Source organism: Streptomyces pluripotens, from assembly GCF_000802245.2.
In the GTDB taxonomy this organism is placed as follows: Bacteria; Actinomycetota; Actinomycetes; order Streptomycetales; family Streptomycetaceae; genus Streptomyces; species Streptomyces pluripotens.
Window position 1 is genome coordinate 368,749 of the sequence record NZ_CP021080.1, and the last position, 24,915, is coordinate 393,663.

At 70.7% G+C, this 24,915-nt stretch carries 19 protein-coding genes and 1 pseudogene; 11 read left to right on the forward strand and 9 right to left on the reverse strand.

Annotation, left to right across the window (positions count from 1 at the left end; all coding sequences use genetic code 11):
- Positions 1–18: 18 nt before the first annotated feature.
- Positions 19–978, reverse strand: a complete 960-nt coding sequence (locus LK06_RS01615; protein WP_039654553.1) for an SCO0930 family lipoprotein — start codon at positions 976–978, stop codon at positions 19–21.
- 822 nt (positions 979–1,800) lie between these two features.
- Between LK06_RS01615 and LK06_RS34130 the strand changes: the two genes are divergently transcribed.
- Positions 1,801–1,938 carry a hypothetical protein gene (locus LK06_RS34130; RefSeq protein ID WP_234367650.1) on the forward strand — a complete coding sequence of 46 codons (138 nt, stop codon included), beginning with the start codon at positions 1,801–1,803 and terminating at the stop codon, positions 1,936–1,938.
- Positions 1,939–1,969: 31 nt separating this feature from the next.
- Positions 1,970–2,734 (forward strand): bestrophin-like domain, encoded by a 765-nt coding sequence (locus LK06_RS01620; RefSeq protein ID WP_043405333.1) that lies wholly within the window; start codon positions 1,970–1,972, stop codon positions 2,732–2,734.
- 249 nt (positions 2,735–2,983) lie between these two features.
- On the opposite strand, the gene LK06_RS01625 is transcribed toward LK06_RS01620, so the two are convergent.
- Complete coding sequence (locus tag LK06_RS01625) at positions 2,984–3,679, reverse strand: hypothetical protein (protein ID WP_039653957.1); 696 nt, start codon at positions 3,677–3,679, stop codon at positions 2,984–2,986.
- Between the two features lie 333 nt (positions 3,680–4,012).
- Here LK06_RS01625 and LK06_RS01630 point away from each other — a divergent pair, with 333 nt between their 5' ends.
- The gene (locus LK06_RS01630; protein WP_039653956.1) at positions 4,013–4,684 is read left to right on the forward strand and encodes a class F sortase; all 672 of its coding nucleotides are present in this window, start codon (positions 4,013–4,015) and stop codon (positions 4,682–4,684) included.
- Between the two features lie 52 nt (positions 4,685–4,736).
- On the opposite strand, the gene LK06_RS01635 is transcribed toward LK06_RS01630, so the two are convergent.
- A complete protein-coding gene (locus LK06_RS01635) occupies positions 4,737–5,585 on the reverse strand; it encodes a polysaccharide deacetylase family protein (protein ID WP_043405330.1) in 849 nt (282 codons plus the stop codon).
- Positions 5,586–5,756: 171 nt separating this feature from the next.
- Here LK06_RS01635 and LK06_RS01640 point away from each other — a divergent pair, with 171 nt between their 5' ends.
- On the forward strand, positions 5,757–7,253 hold the full coding sequence (locus tag LK06_RS01640) for an MFS transporter (protein ID WP_043405328.1): 1,497 nt from the start codon (positions 5,757–5,759) through the stop codon (positions 7,251–7,253).
- On the opposite strand, the gene lysX is transcribed toward LK06_RS01640, so the two are convergent.
- Positions 7,198–10,479, reverse strand: coding sequence for a bifunctional lysylphosphatidylglycerol synthetase/lysine--tRNA ligase LysX (lysX, locus tag LK06_RS01645; RefSeq protein ID WP_078858883.1), 3,282 nt, complete (start codon positions 10,477–10,479; stop codon positions 7,198–7,200). The two genes, LK06_RS01640 and lysX, sit on opposite strands and share 56 nt — an antisense overlap.
- A 91-nt stretch (positions 10,480–10,570) precedes the next feature.
- Here lysX and LK06_RS01650 point away from each other — a divergent pair, with 91 nt between their 5' ends.
- Both LK06_RS01650 and LK06_RS01655 read left to right on the forward strand, forming a co-directional pair.
- On the forward strand, positions 10,571–11,041 hold the full coding sequence (locus tag LK06_RS01650) for a universal stress protein (RefSeq protein ID WP_039653951.1): 471 nt from the start codon (positions 10,571–10,573) through the stop codon (positions 11,039–11,041).
- Between the two features lie 173 nt (positions 11,042–11,214).
- Entirely contained in the window at positions 11,215–12,639 is a 1,425-nt protein-coding gene (locus LK06_RS01655) for an amino acid permease (RefSeq protein WP_039653949.1), read from the forward strand.
- Here the strand turns inward: LK06_RS01655 and LK06_RS01660 are convergent, their stop codons facing one another.
- A complete protein-coding gene (locus LK06_RS01660) occupies positions 12,640–13,794 on the reverse strand; it encodes a CapA family protein (protein WP_039653948.1) in 1,155 nt (384 codons plus the stop codon).
- Positions 13,795–13,999: 205 nt separating this feature from the next.
- Here LK06_RS01660 and LK06_RS34135 point away from each other — a divergent pair.
- The 3 genes and pseudogenes from LK06_RS34135 to LK06_RS01675 all read left to right on the forward strand — a co-directional run.
- A pseudogene (locus tag LK06_RS34135) lies at positions 14,000–14,191 on the forward strand (sigma-70 family RNA polymerase sigma factor); the annotation flags it as partial.
- Between the two features lie 143 nt (positions 14,192–14,334).
- Positions 14,335–14,841: a hypothetical protein gene (locus LK06_RS01670; RefSeq protein ID WP_039653944.1), complete on the forward strand. Its 507-nt coding sequence runs from the start codon at positions 14,335–14,337 to the stop codon at positions 14,839–14,841.
- Positions 14,842–15,016: 175 nt separating this feature from the next.
- A complete protein-coding gene (locus LK06_RS01675; RefSeq protein WP_039653943.1) occupies positions 15,017–15,673 on the forward strand; it encodes an anti-sigma factor family protein in 657 nt (218 codons plus the stop codon).
- Between the two features lie 3 nt (positions 15,674–15,676).
- On the opposite strand, the gene LK06_RS01680 is transcribed toward LK06_RS01675, so the two are convergent.
- Together LK06_RS01680 and LK06_RS01685 are read right to left on the reverse strand one after the other, a co-directional pair.
- Positions 15,677–16,576 carry an Fpg/Nei family DNA glycosylase gene (locus LK06_RS01680; protein WP_039653941.1) on the reverse strand — a complete coding sequence of 300 codons (900 nt, stop codon included), beginning with the start codon at positions 16,574–16,576 and terminating at the stop codon, positions 15,677–15,679.
- A 56-nt stretch (positions 16,577–16,632) separates the two neighbouring features.
- Entirely contained in the window at positions 16,633–18,699 is a 2,067-nt protein-coding gene (locus LK06_RS01685; protein WP_039653940.1) for a SpoIIE family protein phosphatase, read from the reverse strand.
- 405 nt (positions 18,700–19,104) lie between these two features.
- Here LK06_RS01685 and LK06_RS01690 point away from each other — a divergent pair, with 405 nt between their 5' ends.
- Together LK06_RS01690 and LK06_RS01695 are read left to right on the forward strand one after the other, a co-directional pair.
- The gene (locus LK06_RS01690) at positions 19,105–20,526 is read left to right on the forward strand and encodes a lipase maturation factor family protein (protein ID WP_086083006.1); all 1,422 of its coding nucleotides are present in this window, start codon (positions 19,105–19,107) and stop codon (positions 20,524–20,526) included.
- A gap of 100 nt (positions 20,527–20,626) precedes the next feature.
- The gene (locus LK06_RS01695; RefSeq protein WP_043433809.1) at positions 20,627–21,109 is read left to right on the forward strand and encodes a GNAT family N-acetyltransferase; all 483 of its coding nucleotides are present in this window, start codon (positions 20,627–20,629) and stop codon (positions 21,107–21,109) included.
- Positions 21,110–21,323: 214 nt separating this feature from the next.
- Here the strand turns inward: LK06_RS01695 and LK06_RS01700 are convergent, their stop codons facing one another.
- A complete protein-coding gene (locus LK06_RS01700) occupies positions 21,324–24,347 on the reverse strand; it encodes an alpha-mannosidase (RefSeq protein ID WP_043433810.1) in 3,024 nt (1,007 codons plus the stop codon).
- Between the two features lie 277 nt (positions 24,348–24,624).
- The gene (locus LK06_RS35005; protein WP_043405317.1) at positions 24,625–24,804 is read right to left on the reverse strand and encodes a hypothetical protein; all 180 of its coding nucleotides are present in this window, start codon (positions 24,802–24,804) and stop codon (positions 24,625–24,627) included.
- Positions 24,805–24,915: the final 111 nt, after the last annotated feature.

Below are 24,915 nucleotides of genomic sequence, written 5' to 3' on the forward strand. Positions count from 1 at the left end.
CGACCCTGGGGAGGTGATCTAGTTGCCCGGCGCGCCAACCGGCTTGCCGTCGGGCGAGACGGCGTACCACGTGCCGCCCACGCCCTGACCGTTGGTGTCTCCGGGCGCCTTGTCCCCGGAGAAGGTGTAGATCGGCCAGCAGTTGACCGTCATCTGCTTCACTCCGTCAGGACGGGTGAAGCCCATCAACCCCTTCTTCTTGACCCCCTGGGTGTCATCGGCCTTGACCGGGGCGACCGCCGGCCACTTCGCCAGGCAGCCGCCGACGCAGTTCGAGACCGACTTCGGCCAGGCCTTGTCCTTCAGGAAGCGGTAGACCGTCATGCCGTTCTTGTCGACGACGATGTCACCGAGTTTGGGGTCCTTGTGGACGGACAGACCGGGCAACGCGTTGAGGGAGGCCTTCTTGCCGTTGGGGGCGAGCGCGAACCACTTGCCCCCGACGCCCTGGCCGTTGACGTCACCGGCGTTGACGTCCTTGGCGTAGCGGTAGGCGGGCCAGCCGCCGATGGTGAGCTGCTTGCTGCCATCGGCGCGGGTCACCTCACCGAGCAGCGCCTTGTCGATGCCGGCGCCTGCCGTGGCGTCGTCAGCGGGGACCGGCGGCCAGGTGGTGGCACAGTCACCGTTGCAGTTCGACTTGGGCGGATTCGCCGTGTCCTTGTCGAACCGGTACAGGGTGATACCGGCGCTGTCGGTCAGCACGCTCCCCAGGTCGGGGTTGGCGGCCACGGACAGTTTGCCGGCGGGCGCGGCCGGCTTGGGGGAGCTGGAGCTCTGGCTACCGTCGGCGCCGTAGCCGTTGCCCGTGTCGGATCCGGGTCCCGAGCTGCCGTAGTCGCCCGCCGCGGCCGTGGCCCCGATGTTCTGGGCCGCCGACGCGGGAGTGGTGGTGTTGTCCTGACCGCACGCCGTCGTCAGCGTCAGCACCGAGGCGGCTGTGGCCACCAGTGCGGCGGTCCGCCAGGAGGTCTTCATCGTCAACTCCCCATTGTCACCTTGATGGTGCGGCGCCTGCTGCGCCACCGCACGGCCATGGGTACGCGGCTCAGGGGCCAGAGCGTTCAACGGGACGGCAGATTCTTCGGGATTTCTTTCCGCGCCGCCGCCACGCGGACCGTCAGGCCGACCGCCACGCGGGCCGATCACACGGGCCGTCACGCGGGCCGTCATTGGCGGGACAGACAGGCACAGGGGCATAACCGGACAGGGCTCTTCGACGCGCCAAACGGTTGTTCGCACCGCGTACCCCCTTCGGTGCATTCCCGGCGCACTACGGCGTACCGCCGTGTGTCGCACCTCATGATCTTCGTCGTGCATGCACCCGAAGTGATCCGACGCGCGCCCGCCACAAGGGTGTTGATCCTCTTGGCGCTGAGCTGGACCCTCCTGGGCTGCCCGGTCGGCAGCGCGTCGGCCGATGCCTGCGCGTCCGCCTCCACAGGACCGGACGGCACCCTGGCAATGGCCTACGCGGGCGGCCCCCACTGGCCGGCGCCCCCGCCGTGTCCCGGGCCGACCCCGCCGCCGAGCCCGCCCACCCCAACGCCCACCCCGCCACCGCCACCGCCACCGCCACCGCCACCGCCACCGCCACCGCCACCGCCACCGGAGCCAACGCCGAGCCCTCATCGGTCCTTCCCCGCACCCCGCCCCGAACCCGAGGGCACTCCCCGGGCGAGGCCGCCCGCCCGGCCCGCCCCGTCCCGGCGGGCGCCCCGGCCCGCCCCCACCACCACACCCACACGCGCGTCGGGCCCCGGGCCGAAGCCCACCCCGAAGCCCGCACCGCGGCCCTCGGTGGCCCCGGTCAGCTACCCGGCCTACCACCCCCACTCGGTCAGGCGCGCCGCCCCCGACCACACCACGCCGGTCACCTTCGTCCTGCTCATCACCGTTCCCGCGGTCGTCGCCGTCGCCGCGCTGCGCCCGCGCTGATGCGCGGACCGCCGAATCATGGAGGCACCTGTTGTCGGATTGGCTTGTTCTCGTCCTTGCGATGCTCGCGGCCTGTGCCGTGGTGGTCGTCGTCACCCTCGTACGGCACCGGAGGGCTCCGCAGGACGAGGACCCCAGCGAGACCCCGGACGTCATCGAGTACATGACGATGTGGATCGGTGTCGTGTACGCGATCGTCCTGGGCCTGGCCATCGCGGGCGTGTGGGAGGCCCGTAGTTCCGCCCAGGACTATGTCCAGTCCGAGGCCCAGGCACTGCACGAGATCTCGGAGCGGGTCCGGGTCTATCCGCCGGACGTCCGGGAACGTGTCCGGGACGACGTCGACGCCTATGCCGGCTACGTCGTGCACACCGAGTGGCAGACGATGTCGCGCGACGAACGCGTCACCGACCGGGGCGCCGAACTGCTGCAGCGGGTACGGGAGGACGTCACCGACTACCAGCCCAGGAACGACTTCGAGGCGCAGGCCTACCAGCCGTTGCTGGACCAGATGGCCGCCGCCGACCAGGCACGCAGCGCGCGCGCCGACTCGACCGGGCCCACCATGCCTGCGGTGGTGTGGTGGGGATTGCTCGCGGGCGCGGTCATCACCGTCGGCATGGTCTTCGCGCTGCAGATCCAGCGGACCAGGCGCGAACTGGTTCTGGCCGGGCTGTTCTCGGCGACCATCGCCTTCATGCTGTTCCTCATCTGGGACTTCGACTCCCCCTTCAGCCGGGGCATCGCGGTCACCGCGGAGCCGTTCCTGAACTTGTTCCCGAACGTCACGGGATAGTCCCCGGCCACGGTGGCTGCCGGGGCACCGCCACGGTCACATCGAAAGCCTTCGACACGGTCCGGATCCCGAGCAAGACCACTTCTCCGGTGGCCGCGCCCACGGGGACGGCGTCTGACCGCTCTCCACGGCAGGACCCCGCCCCTGGTGGAACCGGGCCGGAGTCCTGCCGGACGCACGCGGCGCCCGGCAGGAAAACGACGTACCGGAGGACGTCTGGAGGAGGACACGACGGTGAGGCCGACGGTGTCAGATCCGCTTCTCGTGCCGGCGACGCAGCCAGAACGCACCACCCGTGATCACGGCCGAGGCGACGAGTCCGCCGCCGATCGCCATGTCGGCCGGCGTGGCACCGACGGAGGTGCCGCCCCCGACACCGCCGTGCACCCCGCCGAGCACGGTGAAGGCGTCCGGCCGGGTCAGGGACCTGCTGTCGCAGCGGACCGTGATGTCGTACCGGCCGGGCCGGGCGTCGCGGTCAATCGTGACGGTTCCGCGCGCGCTGTCGTCGCGGGACGACGACAGCCGGGTGGTACGGAAGGCGCGGGAGGACATGGTTCCGCCGCGGCAGCCGTCCACCGTGACGGTGAGCCGGGCTCCGGCAGCGATCACACTGGGCGTGGCGACGATGTTGCGCGGACCGCCGTCGCCGCCACGACCGCCCCAGTCGTCGGCGCGGTCGCCACCGCCGTTGTCGTTCCGGTTACCCCGGTCGCCGCCTCGACCCGGGTCATCACCGCGACCCCTGTCGCCGAAGTTTGCGTTTCCGTTGCCGTTGAAGTGGCCGGTGAAGGTGCCGCTGAAGCTGCCCATGTCCGGGCTGATGTCCGAGCTGTTGCCCGGTCCGCCCCCGTGGCCCATACCGTCCGCGACGGCCACGGGTGCGGCGAGCCCGAGCACGGCGACCGCGGCGCACGCGGCCGCCAGGGCGCGTTTGTTTCGCATGTCTTCCTCCGCGGGAGGCGCCCCGGGTCCCGTCCCCGGTCGATCGGCGAGAAAACACCTCCCGGATAGACCCTCAGACCCCCGGAACACGCCCGCATGTCGAGAATGGTCCGTCCTGGTGAGGCAACACGCCGAACGAAAACCACACAATCAGATATTGCCGCAGGTCACACACCGTCAGAAATTCTCCGCGAGCTGCAACTCGGATGGCGCACCGACCAGGTGGCGGGCCACCCATTCGCCTCTCGCCCCGTCGCCCACCGCGCGCGCGGGACTTAGCGTTTTCCCATGCGCGATGGACGTGGCGACGGCTGCGTCGAGAGGGGATGGCGAATGTCTGCGTCCGAGCTGTCCGAGCTCATCGAAGAGGAGGAACGGCGGAAGAAGCGTGCCCCGTGGGGCGTCATAGCGCTTGTTCTGCTGACCGGCCTGGCGCTCATTCGGAACGGTTCGGGCGAGTTCGACGTCGGCCCGCCGCAACCCGCCTCGGCGGCGGCGCCCGACAGCCGCGCCACGCCGGGCGTGGTCGCCGCTGCACCCGCCCCGCTGGCGTTCTCCGCCGTCGACCGGGTCCGGATCCCGGTGATCCAGGTCGACGCGCCGGTCATGCCGGTCGGTCTGGACACCGACGGCTGGATCGGCGCGCCACCACCGGACGACCCCAACCTGGCGGGTTGGTTCACCGGCGCCGTCTCCCCCGGCGAAAAGGGAACCGCCGTCATCGTCGGCCATGTGGACAACACCAAAGGCCCCGCGGTGTTCTACGGCCTCGGGGCACTCAGGAAGGGAAACCGGGTCGAGGTCCTGCGCAAGGACGGAAAGACCGCGGTGTTCGAGGTCTACGGAGTCGAGGTCTTCGAGAAGAGCAACTTCCCCGGCGACCGTGTGTACGGTTCGAAGGGGACTCCGGAACTCCGGGTGATCACCTGCGGTGGCGGTTTCTCGAAGCAGAACGGCTACGACGGGAACGTCGTCGTCTTCGCCCGCCTGGTCGCGGTCACCTGAGGTGCCGCGCCGGCGGGCGAAACCCCCGGTCCTTCCGACTCGGTGATGTCGATCAGCCGACTCGGCGATGCGGCACGGTCAGGTGATATCCGGAGTCGATGAGGTAGGGAAGGTATTCGCGGATCGCGCGGACGCTCTGCGAACGGTCGCCTCCGGCGTCGTGCGAGAGCACCACGACACCGGGGGCGGCGCCGCTCTCGATACGGTCGACGATGATGTCGGTACCGGGTGTGGTCCAGTCCCGGCTGTCCACCGTCCAGGCCATCGGTTCCATGCCCATTTCGGCGCCGAGTTGGAAGGTCGCCCGGTTCCAAGCCCCGTAGGGCGCGCGGAACCACTGGGGGCGCTCGCCGTAGGCGTCCTCGATGACGTCGCTGGTGCGCTCCATCTCGGAGCGGATCTCCTTGCGGTTCAGGGTGGTCAGCAGCGGATGCGTCCACGTGTGGTTGCCGACCACGTGCCCCTCGTCAGCCATCCGGGCCAACAGCTCCTTGTTGTCCACGACGCACTCCCCGCACACGAAGAACATGGCCCGGACGTTGTACCGGGCAAGGGTGTCGAGGATGTGCGGCGTGTAGTGCGGATTGGGGCCGTCGTCGAACGTCAGCATCATGTGCCGACCGCGACCGGAGATGCTCAGGATGGGCTCCTTGCGGACCTTCAGCTTGCGGGGTGCGGCGCGCGGCGGTCCGTATCCGGTGAGCGGCCGGAGCCGGAAGGCGGAGGGTTTGGGCGCCTGACGGGCCTGCGGGCCGGCGACGGGTGCGGGCTCGGGCGCGGTGGTCCGGACGGGCTCCTCGTCACCGCCCACCAGAACGACTCCAGCGGTGCCCGCGGCTCCCAGGGCGGCGGCGCTCGCGAGAATCACCCGGCGCCGCGTGAAGAGTTGATCTTTCTGCATGACTCATCAGTCGCCCCGCAGGCCTCCGGCGCACCACAACGACACCGGTGCGGCTGCCCGAATGCACTCGAACGGCCGAGTGCCGGAACCGTTGTGGTGCCTCCTGGCGACTTCTGATAAGCAATTGCTCCGCGCGCATGGAGGCGCCGTCACCAGTCGGGGGGAACCGAGTTGGTCACACAGGGGGGAGCCACCGGGCAGACGGCCACGGTGTGGCGCAGCGGGCTGGCAGTGGTGCTGCTGGCCCTGGCCCAGGTACTCGTCGTCTTCGACACGACCGCCTTCGCGGTGGGGATACCGCTGATCGTGCGCGACTGGCAGCTGTCCTTCAACGGCTTGACGTGGCTGCTGTCCACATACAGCGTGTGTTTCGCCGCGCTGCCGGTGCTCGCAGTAGCACTCGGAAAGGCATTCGGACAGCGGCGGGTGCTGATGGCCGGACTCGTGCTGTCGATCGCGTCCGCCACGGCGCCCGCGGTGGCGTCCGACGCCCGCGTGCTGCTGGCCTCGCGTGCGGCACAGGGGATCGCGGCGGCGGCGATCACCAGCGGTGCGCTGGCACTGATCGAGTCCACGCATCCGGAAGGTCCGGGCCGGGCCCGGGCGCTGAACGTCCACTTCGCGGTCGTCGCCTGTGCCGCACCCGCGGTCGTGCTGCCGTGCTCCGTGCTGCTGAGCACCACGTCGACGGAGCGGGCGTTGTTCTGGGTGCAGGCCGCCGCCGGGGCGGTGCTCCTGCTGCTGACCCCACTGGCGCTGACCGAGTCCGAGCCCGCGCGGGCGTCCCGGGCCCGGGTGGGGGGCGCCGCGCTGGCGGTGGTACCGCTGGGCTTCCTGGCCTGGTTCGCCGACTGGCTCGGCGGCCGGAGCGTGTCCTCGACCACGGTCATCGTCGTCGCCGTTGCCGGGGCGCTGGTGCCGTCCACACTGGGGTGGTTCGGGCGGGGCGAAGGGGTGCCTGCCCTGCTGGCCCGGCTGTACCGGGAACGTGCGGCGTTCGGCGCCTACACGGTGGTGACCCTGCTGGCGGCGGGCCTCGCCGGTGTCCTGTTCGTCCTGACGCTCGCCCTGCAGGTGATCGGCGGACTCTCCGTGATACGGATCGGCTGGGCCCTGCTGCCCGCCGTCGCGGGAGTGGTGCTGGGGTGTCTGGTCCTCCCCCCGCTTGCGGCACGCGCCGGTCTCGGCGCCACGGTGGCCGGAGCCAGCACCGTGGCGGCCACCGGGTTCGTCCTGCTGAGCGTGCAGAGCGCTGACCTCCACTTCGCCGATGCACTGCTGCCGCTGCTGCTGATCGCCTTCGGCTGTGGTGTGCTGGCGCTGCCCACGACGTTCGCGCGTCCCGGCAGCGATGCGCTCCCGCAGGGACTGAACGCGTCCCGACAACTCGGCGCCGGTCTGGGTGGATCACTGTTCGTCGGGATCGTCACGGTCACCCAGCAGCGGATGCCCGCCACGACGCTGCCCGGCCTCAAGGACTACCGGAACTTCCTGGTGCCCGGGGTCCGCGCCTGCTTCGAACTCGGTGCGGCGCTCGGTCTGACCGCCGCGGTGGTCGCGCTGCTGACGCTGCCCGGACGCGGCGTCCGCGGAACCGCTTCGGACCCGGGAGTCAGCGGCGGCGCACCAGCGGGAACAACAGGGTCTCCCGGATCGTCAGGCCCGTGAGGAACATGACGACCCGGTCGACGCCGATACCGAGTCCGCCGGTCGGGGGCATCGCGTATTCGAGGGCCTCCAGGAAGTCCGCGTCGAGTTCCATGGCCTCCGGGTCGCCGCCCGCGGCCAGCAGTGACTGCTCGGTGAGGCGGCTGCGCTGCTCGACGGGGTCGGTCAGCTCGGAATAGGCCGTGCCGAGTTCGGTGCCGAAGGCGACCAGGTCCCAGCGTTCGGCCAGTCGTGGATCGGTGCGGTGTCGACGGGTGAGCGGGCAGACGGCGGCCGGGAAGTCCTTGTAGAAGGTGGGCGGTCCGGTGCGCTCCTCGACCAGTCGTTCGTACATCTCCAGCACCACTTCGGCGGGCCCGTCATCGGCGGTGTACGGGACGCCCGCACGGTCGCACAGCCGGTGCAGCCGCAGCAGTTCGGTGCCGGGTCCGATCTCCTCCCCCAGCGCCTCGGAGAGCGCGCCGTGCACCGTCTTCACCGGCCACTGCCCGGAGATGTCGTACTCCTCGCCGCCCCTGCGGACCACCGGCGCGCCGAAAGCGGCCGTCGCCGCCCCCTGGAGCAGTTCGCGGGTGAGGTCGAGCATCACGGCGTAGTCGGCGTGGGCCTGGTACGCCTCCAGCATCGTGAACTCGGGGTTGTGTTTGTAGGAGACGCCCTCGTTGCGGAAGGTCCGGCCGAGTTCGAAGACCTTCTCCAGGCCCCCGACGCACAGCCGCTTCAGATACAGCTCGGGGGCGATGCGCAGGTACAGGTCCAGGTCGTAGGCGTTCATGTGGGTGGTGAAGGGGCGAGCATGGGCACCGCCGTGGACCTGCTGGAGCATCGGGGTTTCGACCTCGGTGTAGCCGCGCCCCAGCAGGCCCTGGCGCAGCGCCTGTACGGCGGCGGAGCGGGCGCGGAGCACGGCGCGGGCGGCGGGGCTGGTCGCCAGGTCGAGATGGCGGCGCCGGACCCTGGCCTCGGGGTCGGTGAGGCCGCGCCGCTTGTCGGGCAGCGGGTGCAGGCACTTGCCGGTGAGCTGCCAGGAGGTGACGAAGACCGTGGGCTCGCCCGTGTCGCTCGGCCGCGTGTGGCCGGTGACGGTGACGTGGTCTCCTATGTCGGTGTCGGCGGTGAACCGGCGGAGGGTGGCGGCGCCGGAAGCGTCGCGGGTGAGGGCGATCTGGTGGTCGGCGGACCAGTCACGCAGCACGGCGAAGACGATGCCGCCGAAATCTCGGACCAGCATGAGGCGGCCGGCGACGGTCACGTCCGCGTCGGACGGGACGTCGGCGAGAGCATGGGTGGGGGCGGGGACGCCGACCGGATAGGGGTCGGTTCCGCTGGCGCGTAGACGGTCGAGTGTGCGGTGCCGGACGCGGACCTGCTCGGGCAGGTCCGCGTCCGGGGCGATGGTTCCGGCCTGGTCCCCTCCGTCGAGGCCGAGCGCCGTCAGGGACGGCAACCCTTCGGTGGTGGCGGGCCGCTGCCCGGACTTCGCATGCCCCTTGCCCCAGAGCCGGTGCAGTGAGGGTACGGTCACGAAACCCTCGGCGATGCCGGAGGCGAGGCCGATACGGGCGAGGGAGGCGGTGTCGCCGTAGCAGATGAAGCGCGGGTACCACTCGGGGTGGTACTTGGCGTTGGAACGGTACAGCGCCTCCAGCTGCCACCACCGGGAGAAGAACAGCAGCAGTCGGCGCCAGAGCCGCAGGACAGGACCCGCGCCGATGCGGGCGCCCTCCTCGAACACGGACCGGAAGACGGCGAAGTTCAGCGAGATCCGGCGCACACCCAGCTTCACGGCGGCGGCGCACAACTCGGCGACCATGAACTCCGTCACCCCGTTGGGGGCGGTCCGGTCACGACGCATCAGGTCCAGGGAGACGCCGTCACGGCCCCAAGGCACGAAGGAGAGCAGCGCAAGGAGCCGGCCGTCCTCATCGAGGGCCTCGACGAGCAGGCAGTCGCCGTCGGCCGGGTCGCCGAGCCGGTCCAGGGCCATGGAGAAGCCGCGCTCGGTCTCGGTGTCGCGCCAGGCGTCGGCCTTGTCCACGATCTCCCGCATCTCCCGATCCGTCAGCGTGGCATGGCGTCGGATGCGGCAGGTGGCGCCGGTGCGGCGGACCCGGTGCACGGCCTGCCGAGTGACCCGCATGTCCCGGCCGCCGAGGTCGAAGGAGCTCACCTGCACGATCGCCTCGTCGCCGAGTTGCAGGGCACCGAGCCCGGCACGGGCGTAGCAGCGGGCGCCGTTCTCCGACGCCCCCATCACCGCGGGTGCCCAGGCGTAGCGGCGGGCCACGTCCAGCCAGGCGGCGACGGCGTGCGGCCAGGCCTCCAGGTCGCCGACGGGGTCGCCGCTGGCCAGGCACACCCCGGCCTCAACCCGGTAGGTTACGGCCGCCTTGCCGCTGGGTGAGAACACCACGGCCTTGTCGCGCCGGGTGGCGAAATAGCCGAGGGAGTCCTGCGCGCCGTGGGCGGCGAGCAGGGCGCGGATGCGGGTCTCCTCGTCGTCGTGCAGCGCGGCCTCCAGGCGCTGCGACCGGAACAGCGTGGCGGCGGCATTGAGCAGGGCGAGCGCACCGAGCAGACCGAGCACGAAGGTGACCTGGTGTGGTGGGCGACCGTCGAAGGAGCGGTTGGAGACCAGGCCGCCGCACACCCGGTCGGCTGCCCAGGCCAGGTGTTGGCCTGCCGGGAGGGTGCCCGGGAAGAGCAGGACCAGCCCCCAGCCCAGCAGGATCGCCACGGCGAGCCCGGCCACCAGCACGGCCAGCGCCCGCCACAGGGCGCCGCGCCGTGAGGCGGCGTAGAACTCCCCGCGCGCCACCACCAGCAGAACCAGCAGCAGGGCGCACAGCACCAGGGACGGCAGCGACTGTGCGTACAGGCCGAGGGCGGCACCGAGCACGTCGCTGAGCACCAGCAGGCCGAGGTAGACGACCACCAGCCACCAGGCGACCTTCTTGCGGGCGGCGGTGGCGCCGGCCAGCAGGAACAGGAAGACGGCGTAGGCCAGGTTGGCGCTGATGGGGATCAGGAGCAGGTCCAGGGTACGGACGAGTGGCCGGAGCAGCCTGCGCAGCGGAGCGATGAACGCGAGCAGGGCGCAGAGCAGGCCGAGCCCGGCGAAGAGCGTCGCGAAGGCCTCTGGTACCCAACCGAGGCGCCCCCCGGCGGCCAGACGTACCGGAGCCGTGGCATCCCTCCGGGCGGCGGGCTGCGCGGTGGCTGTCATGGTTCCGACTGTAGGAAGGGCCCGGGCGCCTCGCCCGTCGAGACGGCCCCTGGCCGCGACGGGAACCGGCGTCTCCGATAGCCTCGCGGCCGTGACGGAACAGCACGAAGAGCACGCGCACCGATTCGAGCTCGGCACGGACGGGCCCAAGGTCGTCCTGGTCGGGGTGGACGGCTCCGACTCCTCGCTGCGGGCCGCGGCGTACGCGGCTGGTCTGGCCCGGCGGCAGCACGCTCTGCTGGCCGTGGTGTACGTGCAGCCCGTGCTCGCGGCCGGGGCCGCGCTCGGGGCGCCGGTCTCGGAAACGACCGACGAGATCGCCGAGGACCTGATCGCGCAGATCCGGGCGGCGGCCGAGCGGGTCAAGGGGATGTTCGAGGTGCGCTGGGAGTTCCACACCTTTCCCGGTGACCCCTACAACGGCCTGGTCACGGCTGCCGATGAGCTCAAGGCGGACGCGGTGGTCGTGGGTGCCTCGCAACAGGCGGGGCACCGGCTCATCGGCTCGGTGGCGGTCCGGCTGGTGAAGGCGGGGCGCTGGCCCGTGACCGTCGTTCCGTAGGGCCGCGACCACGGCGGGGCGACGGAGGCAGTCCCGGCCAGGCCAGCGCGGTGCGCGGGGCGGCGAGGGCGCACGCCCCCACACCGGGCTGTGCGTGGCGTCTTCCGTCCAGGGCGCTCCTGAGACATCATGATCCGCCGTCAGCCGTTTCCTTCAGCGAAGAGGTGAGGCGTATGGCCAAGCTTCGTGCGGGTGAGGGGATTCTCCGCCGCAAACCCATCGAGTACATCGAAGAGCGTGAGGTCGGTGAGGGCACCCAGTTGGAGAGGTCGCTGGGGCTGTGGCAGCTCACCGCCATCGGTGTGGGCGGCATCATCGGCGCGGGCATCTTCACGCTGGCCGGCGCGGTGGCCAACGGCACGGCCGGGCCCGCAGTGCTGGTGTCCTTCCTGATCGCCGGTGCCGCGAGCGCCTGCGCGGCACTGTCGTACGCCGAGTTCGCTGGGCTGATCCCGAAGGCGGGGTCGGCGTACACGTACGGATACGCCGTGCTCGGGGAGTTCGCGGGCTGGTTCATCGGCTGGGACCTGCTGCTGGAGTACACAGCGATCGTGGCGGTGGTGGCGATCGGCATCTCCGGCTACTTCGGCTTCCTGGTCGAAGAGACGGGTGCCCGCCTGCCGCACTGGATGCTGGGCGCGCCCGGCACCGGGGGCGGGCACCGGGTCGACCTGTTCGCGGTCGTGCTGTGCCTGCTGATCGCCTGGTTGCTCAATCTGGGCATCCGCAGCGCGGCACGCTTCGAGACGTTGGTGGTCGTCGTGAAGGTGCTGGTGGTGCTGCTGGTGATCGGTGTGGGCGTGTTCCACATCGACACGGCGAACTACCACCCGTTCTTCCCCTACGGCATCAGCGGCGCCTTCACCGGTGCCGCAACCGTGTTCTTCGCGGTGTTCGGTTACGACGCGATGTCCACGGCGGCCGAGGAATCGAAGGACGCGCAGCGGCACATGCCGAAGGCGATCATCTACTCGCTGACGATCTCCATGGTGCTGTACGTGGCGGCCTGCCTGGTCCTGGCCGGCATGCAGAACTACAAGGAGATCGACAGGGAGAGTGGCTTCTCCACGGCGTTCAAGTCGGTGGGGCTGGACGGACTCGCGGACGTGATCGCGGCGGGCGCCATCATCGGCATCCTCACGGTGATGTTCACGTTCATGCTGGGCGTGACCCGGGTGTGGTTCTCCATGTCCCGGGACGGGCTGTTGCCCAAGTGGTTCGCGAAAACGCACCCGACGCGCCATGTGCCCACCCGGGTGACCTGGATCGTCGGGGTGGCCTCGGCGGTCATCGCCGGGTTCGTCCCGATCGGCCAGGCGGCCGAACTCACCAACATCGGCATCCTGCTGGCGTTCGTGGTGGTGTGCACGGCGGTGATCGTACTGCGCTACCGGCAGCCGGAACTGCCGCGCGGGTTCCGTACGCCCGGGATGCCGGTCGTGCCCGCACTCGGTGTCGTCTTCTCGGTCTGGCTGATCACGTTTCTCCACTGGCAGACCTGGGCGCGATTCGCGGTGTGGTTCGTGGTGGGGTGCGCAATCTACTTCGGCTACTCCTACCGGCGCTCGGCGCTGGCGTCGCAGCCGTCTGCCGGATGATCACTCTCCCATGACCAGGCCGTCCTCGGCGGCCCCGCGGCTGAGCACCACGTCCCGGATGCGATCGCGCACTCCTTCCAGTTCGGCACCGCGGGAGATCGCCCGGTTGACGTCCACGACGCGGCCTGCGTCCAGGTCGTACAGCTGTGGGATGAACTCCGCCTTGGTGACCTGCCAGCGCTCGCCGGGCCTGGCCGGCGGGGCGAAGGTGAAACGGCCGATGGTGGACTCATTGCCGCGCGGGTCCCTGGCGCCCCGGTTGTTGTACATCTCACCGGCGATCTGGTCGCCCATGCCGTAGATCACCCAGGTGCCGTTCACCTTTTCGTATGCCTGGGGGATGTGGGCGTGGGTGCCCAGGATCAGGTCGATGTCCGGGCGGCCGTTCGTGGCCGACGCGGTGAGCCGCTTGGCGAGAGTGAGCTGCATCCGGTCGGGGGCGTCCTGCCATTCGGTGCCCCAGTGCACGGAGACCACGACCACGTCGGCGCCGGCCCGGCGGGCGGCGCGAGCATCGGCGATCATCCGGTCGGTGTCGATGAGGTGGACGGCCCACGGCTGTCCGGTGGGCAGCGGGATGCCGTTGGTGTCGTAGGTGTACGACAGATGCGCCACCTTGGCCGGGCCCGCCCGCAGGATCGTGACCGAGTCGGCCTCGGCCGCGTTGCGGGCGGTTCCGGCGTGCTCGAGCCCCGCCTCGTCCATGGCGTCCAGGGTGCGCCGGATTCCCGGTGCGCCGTCGTCCAGGGCGTGGTTGGAGGCCGTGGAGCACCCGTCGTAGCCGATGGCGGCGAGGCCTCGGGCGATCTGCGGCGGGGACTTGAAGGAGGGGTACCCGGAGTAGGCTCCGTCGGCACCGTAGACGGTCTCCATGTGGCACAGCGCCAGGTCGGCGTGGGAGACCACCGGTTCGACCCCGAAGAGCATGGGCCTGAAGTCGAAGCCGCTCGCTCCGGCGTCGTAGGCCGCACGATCGATGACGGAATCGTGGGGCAGGACGTCCCCGGAAGCGACGAGGGTGAAGCCTCGGGCGGCCGGTGCGGGGGGCGCCGGGTGCCCGGACTCCTGCCGTTCTTGGTTCTGGCAGGCGGCCGCCGCCGCGAGGACGGCGGTCAAGGTCAGGGCCAGCGCCACCTGTGGTCTGCGTCCGATCATCAGCTCACCCCAGAGTTGTCGTATTTACTGACAAGATCGTGACGGGCATATGAGTACGAATCTGACCCTCTTCGTAAACGGACCAGGAGCTCTCATTAGCCCGTCCGGACCTCTGCCAGGTGAACGGCCAGAGTGGCGGGCGGAACGCACATCGGGCGGACCACCGGACCACCCTCGGGCGCACACCGCCACGGACGGCCCGCATGTGAAGACACTCACGCCGGAGCACCGTGACGCACCGGCACTCGTGTACACCTCCGGGACCCGAGTGACGGACGCCGCGAGAGCCCCCGGCGCTCCACCCGGTACCGTGAAGTCCCGCGCGTTCTACGCGCCCCGCACCCTGCGCCGAACCCCGCGCCGAACCCTTCGGGACCACACGGCCGACCTGCAGTGAAACCGGAAGCCTGGTCAAACTTCGGCAAAGCGCCTTGCTGTGGACCCCGTTCGGGCAATGGGCTGTCCTCATCCGCGCTCCAGACGGAGCCGGGTCCGGGGGTTCGGGCGACGCGCGCGTACCGGAGGAAGGGCAGGGAAGGGATGCTGCACAGAGGTCACGAGAGCACCGACGGCGGTGAACTGGTCGTCCCCATGGCCTGGTTGTACGCCGAGTACATCGCCGACGAACTGCTCCGCACCGGCGATCTGATGCCGCCGACATCCTTCGAGTTCCGGGCCGGCCGGGACGCGCTGGCGCTGACCGTCTTCCTGTCCGACACCGACGGGGAGCTCTCCGGCATCCGGGTGATCTCCCAGCTGGAGAACTGGCTGTCGCTGACCGCCTACGACCAGCCGTGGCGGGACTGGGTGCACGAGCGCATGGCTGAGCTGATTGATCAGGCCGCCAAGTCCGACCGCCCAGCGCCCGACCTGGCGCTCGCGGCGGACGCCTGGCGGTGGCTGGAGGAGACCGAACTGCTCGCACCGGACCTGGACGCGGTACCTGGTGGCGGTATGGGGCTCAGCGAGGACGACGGTCCGAAGGTGTGGACCCCGGCCTGGCAGCTCGGGCTCCCGCTCGGACATCTTGCGATCCACCTCTTCTGAGCCGGGCTCGCCACAGCCCCGGAAATTTTCTGGAAATCAGACCAATCCGCGGGCCGAGCGGCTCCGAATCTCTCGCCCGCGATTCTCTGCGTGGCTTGAGTGATTCGGCTGTCGGCTGCGTACGGGTGGGAGCACGGAGTAACCCCACCCGCACCCATCGGCACGAGGATTCGGCATGAGGTCCCTGGAAAGGCATCGCGACGTCGGCGCGTACGCGCTCGGCGTGCTGGACGAGGCTGAGGCCTTCCGCTTTGAGGACCACCTCGTGGGGTGCCCTCGGTGCGCGGCGCAGATGTCCGAATTCGGTTCCGCGACCCGCCAATTGATGCTGTACCGCCAGGCCACACCGCGCTTCGTGCATCCCCTGGCGCAGCCCGGCCCCCGGTTGCTGGACAAGCTGCTCGGCGAGATCACACGGCGGCGCCGGGCGCGGCGGCGCCGGTTCCTGTACGGGCTGGCCGCCTCCGTGGTGCTCGCCGCAGCAGGCCCGGGCATCGTCGCCTTCACGGGACACGACGGCGGCTCCGCCCCTCGGGTCACCGCGGCCACCGACCCACAGACCGGAGTGTGGGCCGAGGTGAGGGCCGAGGACGGGGACGCGGGCAGTCAACTGCTGCTGCGGGTGAAGGACGGCACCGGGCCTCACCTCTGCCGCCTCGTCGTCGTGGGCCGCGACGGTTCACAGCAGCTCGTCGGCAGCTGGACCGACTCCGGTCGAAGCGACGGCAGTTTCACGGCGCTCGGGGCGACCACGATGCACCCTGGCCAGATCGCCCGCTACGAGGTGCGTACCGGGGACGGACAGCACCTGGTCACCCTCAAGACGCCCTGAGAGTTACTTCAACAGCCGGGACAATCTGCGGTCCGCCAGCGGCCTGCCACCCGTCTGGCACGTGGGACAGTACTGGAGCGAGGAGTCGCTGAAGGAGACCTCGCGGATGGTGTCGCCGCACACGGGGCAGGGTGCGCCAGTACGGCCGTGGACGCGCAGGCCGCTCTTCTTCTCCGCCTTCAGGCGTCCGGCGGCCACACCCCGGGAGCGCTCGACCGCCTCGGTGAGCGTGGTGCGCAGGGCCTCGTAGAGGTGCCGGGTCTCCTCCGCGGTGAGGGAGGCGGCCAGCTTGAACGGGGACATCCCCGCCGCATGCAGGATCTCGTCGCTGTAGGCGTTGCCGACGCCCGCGATCAGTGACTGGTCGCGCAGGGCGCCCTTCAGCTGGCGTCTCTCATCGCCCAGGAGCGCGGCGAAACGACTCTCGTCGAAGTCGGCGGCGAGCGGGTCCGGGCCGAGGCGGGCGACACCGGGAACCTCCCGCGGGTCGTGGACGACGTACACCGCGAGGCGCTTCTGGGTACCGGCCTCGGTCAGGTCGAAGCCCTCCCCGGTCTCCAGCGCCACGCGCAACGCGAGCGGGCCCCGACCCGGTCCGGGCAGACCGTCCGGCAGCCGGTCCCTCCACTCCAGCCAGCCCGCACGGGCCAGATGGATCACCAGGTGCAGCCTCCCGTCCGCCGTGCCGACCCCTGCGGTGTCCCGCTCGCTCCCCGCCTCGACGTCCAGATACTTGCCGTGTCGGTGCACAGCCGCCACCACACCGCCCTCGAACGCGGTGACGGGCGGGTCGTACGTCTTCAGGACGCTGACGGCGACCGGGATCACCCGCACCACCCGTCGGCCGACCAGGTGCTCGGTGAGGAAGTCCGTCAGTGCTGCTACCTCGGGCAGTTCCGGCATACGTCCAGGGTGCCATCCGGCACCGGCAACGCCCTGCGTTCGATAGACGACGGTGCTCACTGCACCCGGAACTCGCACCACACCGCCTTGCCCCCGCCGCGCGCCTCCACCCCCCACACGTCGGTGAGCTGGTCCACGAGGAGCAACCCCCGACCCGAGACACCGTCCTCCCCGGCCTCACGGCGGCGCGGCAGCGCACTGGAGGAGTCCTCGACCTCGATCCGGAGCCTGCGCTCGGAGCCGGCGAGGGCCCTCAGTGTGACGATCGCCGAACCCTCGGTGTGCATCAGGGCATTGGTGATCAGTTCGTCTGCGACCAGCTCGATCTCGTCGGCTCGGTCGCGTGCACCCCAGGCGCGGACGGCGGCGCGGATCATATGCCGGGCGTGGATGAGGGCCTCCGGGTCGCCGGGCGCCACGTGCTGCTGGAGCCGGCCGCCGGCCCGGGGAGCTTCCGGGGCACGGCGGCGCAGCAGGAGCAGGGCCACGTCATCGTCGCCAGCCCGGTCCTCGGCCATCTGAATCAGGCGGTCGGCGATGGCGCGCACGTCGTCCGGGCCGTCCGCGATGAGCGCCGCGAGGCCCCGCAACCCGTCGTCGAGGTCCGCTCCGGGCTGCTCCACGAGTCCGTCAGTGCACAGCAGCAGTGTGTTGCCGGGGTCGAGTTCGATGGTGGAGACGGGGTACTCCAGCCCGCCGAACTCGGCGGACAGGCCGAGCGGGAGTCCGCCTTCGACGGGAATGCGGCGGCAGGTGCCGTTGGCGTACCGGATCATCGGGTCGATGTGCCCGGCGCGGACCACCTGGACCACTCCCGTGGACAGGTCGGCCTCCGCGTACAGGCAGGTGGCGAACCGGTCGGTGTCGAGTTCGTGGAGGAAGACGGAAGCGCGAGCCATCACGGTGGCCGGGGTGTGCCCTTCGGCCGCGTAGGCGCGCAGCACGATCCGCAGCTGGCCCATCACGGCCGCCGCATGCGTGTCGTGGCCCTGGACATCGCCTATGACCGCGCCGACCCGGCCGCCCGGCAGCGGGATCAGGTCGTACCAGTCGCCGCCGATGTCCCGGCCCAGGGCGGCCGAGCGGTAGCGGACGGCGATGTCGGCGCCACGGACACTGGGGATGGTGCGCGGCAGCATGGCCTGCTGCAGGCCCTGGGCGACGTCCTTCTCCTGCTCGTAGAGCATGGCCCGTTGCAGGCTCTGGGCGATGCTGCTGCCGAGTGCGACCAGCACGGCGCGCTCTTCGGTGGAGAAACCCCGCCGGTCGCTGTAGAGCAGGCCCATGGCACCGATCGGGCGGGCCTGGGCGATCAACGGCAGATAGGCAGCCGAGGTGATGTGCAGGTCGGTGAGGTGCGGCCAGAGAATCGGATAGCCCCTGGAGAACTCCTCAGGGGACTCGATGAACCGCGGTACGAGCGTGCGGACAACCTCGCTCATCGGGTACGGCTCGTCTATCCGGGTGACGCGCGTGCCGGGGACGAAACTGCCAGCGGGCCCCTCGGCGACGAGGCGGATCCGGCCCGCCTCCACTAGGCCCATGACCAGGCTGGCCGCGCCGAGGTGGCGGATGCCGTGGGTGTCCTTGAGGACATCGATGACGTCCCGGACACTGCGCGCGTGGGCGAGCGCGGCGGAGATGACCTGGACGATGTTGGTCTGCTGGCGGAAGGCCTCGTCCTGGGCGGCCCGCAGGCTGCGGGCCGCACTATCGGCGAGTTCCTGCGTGGCGTCGCGGACGATGCCGACGACCCGGCGCGGACGGCCCGACTCGCCACGCCGGATGTAACCCTGGGTGTGCGTCCAGCGCGGGGTACCGTCACGGCACCGGATGCGGAAGTACGCACCGTAGTTCTCACTGCCGTCCTTGATGGCCTGGGCGATCACCGCGTCGAGCCGGGCCGCCTCGGGCGGCGGCACCCGCAGGGCAAGGGACTCCGGGCGCCCGTCCCACTCCCCGGGCAGCAGGTCGAACACCTCCAGGGCCTGGGCGTCCATGTGGAACAGACCGGCGTCCAAGTCCCAGTCGAAGCTCCCCATGCGATTGAGCGCGAGAATCGGATCCGGATGGGCGGGCCAGTCCTCCGGGAGTGAAAGGGCGCTCGCTCCCCGATCAGCCATGCGCCCACCTTGCCAGGATTTGCCCGAATCTTCGACCCGGTCGCGCCTATCTCGGCGGACAGGACCCGCCCTCGCACTCCACCGTGGGAAACGGCGTCCCAGCCGACGGAAGACCCCCCTGCCGGCCGGGCCCCGGGGAGCGACCGGCCCGATCCTGGCGGGGCGAGCGGCGCCCAGGGCGCACACCGGCGGCGGCGCACGGCACACGCGCTCACAGCGCACCCGACACCTCACTGAAAGTGACCACCCCCACCGTCGTCCGCATCGCATGCGCTTGGCCGGCAGTCGGGTGGAACGCCATGATGGATACGGCACCACGACCATCGAAAGCGGAATCACGACGGCGCTCGCCCGGATCTGCGAGAGCCGCGGCGGTCCGGTCCACGCAGAAGGGCGCGCACAGCCGTGAACTGGTTCACCGCACCCGACTACTGGCTGAGCCGGCTGGTCTTCCAGCGGGCTCTGGCCGCCGTGTACCTCGTCGCCTTCCTGACGGCGGCCCTGCAGTTCCGGGCCCTGCTCGGCGAGCGCGGCATGTTGCCGATCTCCCGCTTCGTGACGCTGGTGCCCTTCAAACGAGCGCCGAGCCTGTTCTACCTGCGGCACTCGGACCGCTTCTTCGCGACCTGTGCCTGGGCGGGATGCGCGGTAGCAGCGGCCCTGCTCGCCGGAGCGGACTCAGAACTGCCGCTGTGGGCCGGAATCCTGCTCTGGTTGGTGCCGTGGATGCTGTACCTGTCGATCGTCAACGTGGGCCAGACCTGGTACGCGTTCGGCTGGGAGTCACTTCTGCTGGAGACGGGCTTTCTGGCTGCCTTCCTCGGCAACGACCAGGTGGCACCGCCCGTCGTCGTACTGTTCCTGCTGCGCTGGATCCTGTTCCGGGTGGAGTTCGGCGCCGGACTGATCAAACTGCGGGGCGATGCCTGCTGGCGGAAGCTGACCTGCCTGTACTACCACCACGAGACACAGCCCATGCCCGGCCCGCTGAGCTGGTTCTTCCACCATCTACCGAAGCCGCTGCACCGGGTGGAGGCAGCCACCAACCACGTCACGCAACTGGTCGTGCCCGTGTTGCTGTTCACCCCGCAGCCGATCGCCTCGGCTGCCGCCGCCCTGATGATCGTCACCCAGTTGTGGCTGGTGCTCTCCGGCAACTTCTCCTGGCTGAACTGGATCACCATCGTGCTGGCCCTGTCCGCGCTCCGCCTGCCCGGGTCCGCGCCCTCCGTTACCTCGGCACCGCTGTGGTACGAGGTCGTGGTGCTCGCGGTCGCCGCGCTGCTGCTCTTCCTGAGCCGTCATCCGGCCGTCAACATGGTCTCCCGCCGCCAGGTGATGAACCGCTCCTTCGATCCGCTGCACCTGGTGAACACCTACGGTGCCTTCGGTAGCGTGAGCCGGGAGCGCTTCGAAGTGGTGGTCGAGGGCACTCTCGACGACGTGCCCCGCGAGGATTCGGAGTGGCGGGAGTACGAGTTCAAAGGCAAGCCGGGTGACCTGCGGCATTGGCCACGTCAGTTCGCCCCCTACCATCTGCGCCTGGACTGGCTGATGTGGTTCGCCGCGCTGTCCCCGGCTTATGCCGGGGAGTGGTTCGGCGCCCTGGTGGAACGTCTGCTGGAGAACGACCGCGACACCTTGCGGCTCCTGCGCCGCTCCCCCTTCCCGCCGGACACCCCGCCCCGCCATGTCCGGGCCCGGCTCTTCCGGTACCGCTACACCTCCTGGCAGGAGTTGCGCCGGACCGGCGCATGCTGGCGGCGGACCTACGTCCGCGAGTATCTGCCGCCCACCCGACTGGCGGGGGTGGCGCAGAGGCCGTAGACACCGCGGAGGAACTTCACGCGCGGCCGTGCGGCACGGCCGGGGAGGCTGCGCCCGGGCCGCCGGTCCACTCTGGTCTCCGGGCTGCCAGACTGCCCGGATGATCGTCAGACGTGCTCAGCAGCGGGACTTCCCGGGCTTCCTGAGCCTCGCAGCCGAAGTCGAACACTGGTTCGGTCCGATGGTCGACGAGCCCGGTTTCCACAGTGCCGTCGAACGGCACATCCGCCGGTCCACGGCGTTGGTCGCCGTCTCCCCCGAAGCGGAGGCGGTGGCACGGGCGGGTCTCCTCGGGGGGATGCTGTTCGACAGACGGACCCCGGTCCAGCACATCGACTGGCTCGTCGTGTCCGCGCACGCACGCGGGCGCGGCGTGGGGCGGGCGCTGGTGGCGGAGGCGGTGCGCCGGTTCGTCCAGGCGCCGGGCGCCCTGGAGGTGGTCACCTTCGGGGCCGACCACCCAGGTGCCGTCGCCAGCGGTGGGCGCGTCTTCTACGAGCGTCTCGGCTTCAGCCCGGCAGAGGCCCGCGAACCGGGTCCGGAAGGTGGCTCACGACAGGTCTACCGCCGCACCGTGAGCTGAGGTCCGGGCCACCGCACCGCACCGAGGTGGCCGTGCCCCGCCGTCGCCCCGAGACGGCCGGCGGCGCAGCCCCAAGACGTGCCGGGCCCGCGCGTGCCTCCAGCCCCGGGTCCCGCCCCAGCACGACGTACGCGCCGTCCGGAGGCGGGACGGGCGGGCCCCGGCGCCCACCCGTTCTGGGACCGCCTCCGGACCGGCGCCGCACGGCGGTCGATCAGCCCCTGCGCAGCCGCAGGGTCATCAACTCGAAAGGCCGCAACCGTACGGAGATCCGGTCACCGTCCCACACCGGCGGCTCCCCGTCCCCGGCCGGCCGCTCCAGCAGGTCGGTCACGGTGAGGGCCGCGACCTCGAAGCCGGCCGTGAGGGTGGCCCGGGTCCGGCCGCCCAGGGCCTCGTGGAAGCGGACCACCACGTCACCGCTGCCGTCGTCGGCGAGCTTCACCGCCGTGATCACGACCGCGTCGTCGTCCACGGTGACCAGTGGGGCGACCGCGTGGGCACCGGTCGTACGACGTTCGGGAAGGTTGGCCCACCAGCCCTCTCGGACCGCGTCGGCGATCGAGGCGCCGGGGACCAGGGCGTGCCGGAAGCGGTGCACGCCCTGGTCGGTCTCCGGGTCGGGGAAGCGCGGGGCACGCAGCAGGGAGACACGGACCGTCGTGGTCGTACCGCGGGCGCCCCCGGAACGCACGGTCCGGGTCACATCGTGGCCGTATGTGGAGTCGTTGACCACCGCCACGCCCCAGCCCGGTTCCTGAAGGTGGACGAAACGGTGGTTGCAGACCTCGAACTTGGCCGCCTCCCATGAAGTGTTGGTGTGCGTGGGGCGGAACACATGACCGAACTGGGTCTCGGAGGCGTACCGTTCGGCATGCAGGTCGAGCGGGAAGGCCAGCTTGAGGAACTTCTCCGTCTCGTGCCAGTCCACCTCGGTGGCGATCTCCAGCCGCCGCTCCCCCGGCGGCAGGGACAACACCTGCGTGATCCGGGAGTGGCCGAAGGAGCGGGTGACCCGCACCGACGCCCCGTCCGCACCGGCGCTCACCTCTTCGGCATCGGTCAGGTCGATGACGGTGTTGCGGTAGAACGAGTCAACGTCCCATGCATCCCACATGTTCGGGAAGTCCGGGTGGAGCTGGAGCAGGTTGGCGGTCTCGCCGGGGGCGATCACCTCACGAGCCGCATCGATGTCGTAGACGGAGACGACCAGCCCGCGGCCGTCGACGACGATCCGCAGCAGTCCGTTGTCCAGGACGTGACCGCCGTCCGGCCGGGCAGTGAGCGTCGTCCTGCCGGCCACGGCCGGGACGGCGGCGGCGGCGCCCCCGGGGACTCCGTGACGGGAGTGCGGGGCGGCGTTGAAGACCAGCGGGGTCGTGCCCTCCCCGGCCAACGCGCGCTGGGCGCCCTCGATGATCGAGTTCAGTTCACGGGCGACGCGTTCGTAGGTCGCCCGTGCCTCACGGTGCACCCAGGCGATGGACGAGCCCGGCAGGATGTCGTGGAACTGGTGGAGCAGGACCGTCTTCCAGATGCGGTCCAACACCTCGTACGGGTAGGGGAATCCGCCGCGAACGGCGGCGGTGGCCGCCCACAGCTCGGCCTCGCGGAGGAGGTGCTCGCTGCGCCGGTTGCCCTGCTTGGTGGCAGCCTGGCTGGTGAAGGTCGCGCGGTGCAGTTCGAGGTACAACTCACCGACCCAGACGGGCGCCTCGGGGTACTCGGCTTCGGCCTTCTCGAAGAAGGCGCGCGGTGATTCCCAGACCACGGTGGCGGAGCCTTCGAGGTTGCGCAGCCGGGCCGCCTTGGCGACCATCTCCCTGGTCGTGCCGCCACCTCCGTCCCCCCAGCCGGTCGGTGCGAGGGAGTGTCGGGCCCCGCCCTTGTCCTTGAAGTTGCGGGCCGCGTGGGCGATCTCGCTGCCCTTCATGGAGCAGTTGTAGGTGTCGACGGGCGGGAAGTGGGTGAAGATCCGGGTACCGTCGATGCCCTCCCACCGGAAGGTGTGGTGCGGGAACCTGTTCGTCTGCGACCACGAGATCTTCTGCGTCAGCAGCCACTTGGAGCCGGCCGCCCTGATGATCTGCGGCAGACCCGCGGCGAAGCCGAAGGTGTCCGGTAGCCACGCCTCCTCGTTCTCGATGCCGAACTCGTCCAGGAAGAACCGCTTTCCGTGTACGAACTGCCGAGCCATCGCCTCCGAGCCCGGCATATTGGTGTCCGACTCCACCCACATCCCGCCGGCCGGGACGAACCGGCCCTCGGCCACGGCCTTCTTCACCCGGGCCCACACCTGTGGCCGGTGCTCCTTCACCCATGCCCACTGCTGTGCCTGGGACATGGCGAAGACGAACTCCGGTTCGTCCGCGATGAGCGCGGTCATGTTGGCGGTCGTACGGGCCACCTTGCGGACCGTCTCGCGCAGCGGCCACAGCCACGCCGAGTCGATGTGCGCGTGGCCGACGGCGCTGATCCGGTGCGCGGACGGCGCGGCCGGGGCGGCGAGGACCTCCGTCAACCGCGCTCGCGCGGCGTCCGCCGTGCCGCCCACGTCCTGCAGGTCGAGGGCGTCCAGGGCCCGCTCGACCGCGCGCAGGACGTCCCAGCGGCGGGCGGAGTCCACCGGGAGCTCAGCCATCAGCTCACCGAGCACCTCCAGGTCCAACACCAGCTGCCATACGCTCTCGTCGAAGACGGCGAGGTCCATACGGGTGAGCACGTACTGCGGCTCGTGCCCGGCGGTCGCCTTGTCGCCGAGCCGGGTGGGGCGGAAGGGGTGGTAGTCGAGGATGACCGGGTTGGAGGCGGCCTCGATGTGCAGGCGGACCTCCTCGCCGCCCGCGACCGGCGCGCCGACGCGCACCCACTGGTTGCGCGGGTTGAGGCCCTTCACCGGGGTGCCGTCGGGCCGGTAGACCAGCCCTTCGCACTGGAAGCCGGGCATGTTCTCGTCGAAGCCCAGGTCGAGCAGTGCCTCGACGGTCCTTCCAGCCCACGCCTCGGGCACCGTCCCGGTCACCCGGAACCAGCTGGTACCCCACGGAGCACCCCACCGGGCGCCCACCTCGATCGGTGCGGGCTCGGCAGCGAGTCCCTTCGCGACCGGCACGGGTTCGTCGGGCGCGTGCCACACCTCGACCCGCAGGGGTACGGACTCGGGGTACACGGCGGGACGGACCCGTTCGTCGAGGACTCGCCTGAGGCGGGCTTCCACCAGAGTGCGGTCGTCATGCATGAGGGGTGCTCCCTGTGGGGGTTCTGGGTGATCACCAGGTGTGGGTGAAGGTCACGGGGGTCGAGGCGTTGTAGAGCTCCCCCACCGTGGGCCGTTCGAACCGTGCGGCGCGCTCCCCCTGCGCGGGCCGCGGACCGCCGACGAAGTACGCACGCTGGCAGGTGGCGCCGAGGAAGCGACAGGTGCCGTCGGGGGAGGCGACGGTGCACGGCGCAGTGGCGGACGGTGCCGTCGGCGGGCTCCCAGGCGTAGCGGAGGTCGCCGCCGTTCACCGCGGTCACGCGGGCACCGTGGGGGGAGCGGCCGGGGTGGTGGTGGCGTCGCGGACCGCGAGCCCGCCGAGCCGCCAGCGCACCGGGCCTTCGTGGCGGTGAGGCCGGACGCTGAGGACGTGCACGGTGCCGCAGAGCCCGGTGAGCTCCATGGCCACGGTCCGCCACCCGCGGACCTGCCTCACCTGAACGCTCCCGGCGGCCGGGGCCACGGCCAGGTAGGTGTACGGCGGGGCCGCCCCCGGCCCGGCCGGAAGGCAATGGGTCGGGGTACCTGTAGGTGGCGTACGGCGGGG

Bases quoted from the DNA above. Each gene is read 5' to 3' on its own strand.
- lysX (WP_078858883.1), bottom strand. From the start codon at position 10,479: ATGACAGCCACCGCGCAGCCCGCCGCCCGGAGGGATGCCACGGCTCCG.
- LK06_RS01700 (WP_043433810.1), bottom strand. From the start codon at position 24,347: ATGCATGACGACCGCACTCTGGTGGAAGCCCGCCTCAGGCGAGTCCTC.
- LK06_RS01635 (WP_043405330.1), bottom strand. From the start codon at position 5,585: ATGCAGAAAGATCAACTCTTCACGCGGCGCCGGGTGATTCTCGCGAGC.
- LK06_RS01630 (WP_039653956.1), top strand. From the start codon at position 4,013: ATGTCTGCGTCCGAGCTGTCCGAGCTCATCGAAGAGGAGGAACGGCGG.
- LK06_RS01655 (WP_039653949.1), top strand. From the start codon at position 11,215: ATGGCCAAGCTTCGTGCGGGTGAGGGGATTCTCCGCCGCAAACCCATC.
- LK06_RS01680 (WP_039653941.1), bottom strand. From the start codon at position 16,576: ATGCCGGAACTGCCCGAGGTAGCAGCACTGACGGACTTCCTCACCGAG.
- LK06_RS01660 (WP_039653948.1), bottom strand. From the start codon at position 13,794: ATGATCGGACGCAGACCACAGGTGGCGCTGGCCCTGACCTTGACCGCC.
- LK06_RS01625 (WP_039653957.1), bottom strand. From the start codon at position 3,679: ATGCGAAACAAACGCGCCCTGGCGGCCGCGTGCGCCGCGGTCGCCGTG.
- LK06_RS01615 (WP_039654553.1), bottom strand. From the start codon at position 978: ATGAAGACCTCCTGGCGGACCGCCGCACTGGTGGCCACAGCCGCCTCG.
- LK06_RS01675 (WP_039653943.1), top strand. From the start codon at position 15,017: ATGAGGTCCCTGGAAAGGCATCGCGACGTCGGCGCGTACGCGCTCGGC.
- LK06_RS01670 (WP_039653944.1), top strand. From the start codon at position 14,335: ATGCTGCACAGAGGTCACGAGAGCACCGACGGCGGTGAACTGGTCGTC.
- LK06_RS01695 (WP_043433809.1), top strand. From the start codon at position 20,627: ATGATCGTCAGACGTGCTCAGCAGCGGGACTTCCCGGGCTTCCTGAGC.
- LK06_RS01685 (WP_039653940.1), bottom strand. From the start codon at position 18,699: ATGGCTGATCGGGGAGCGAGCGCCCTTTCACTCCCGGAGGACTGGCCC.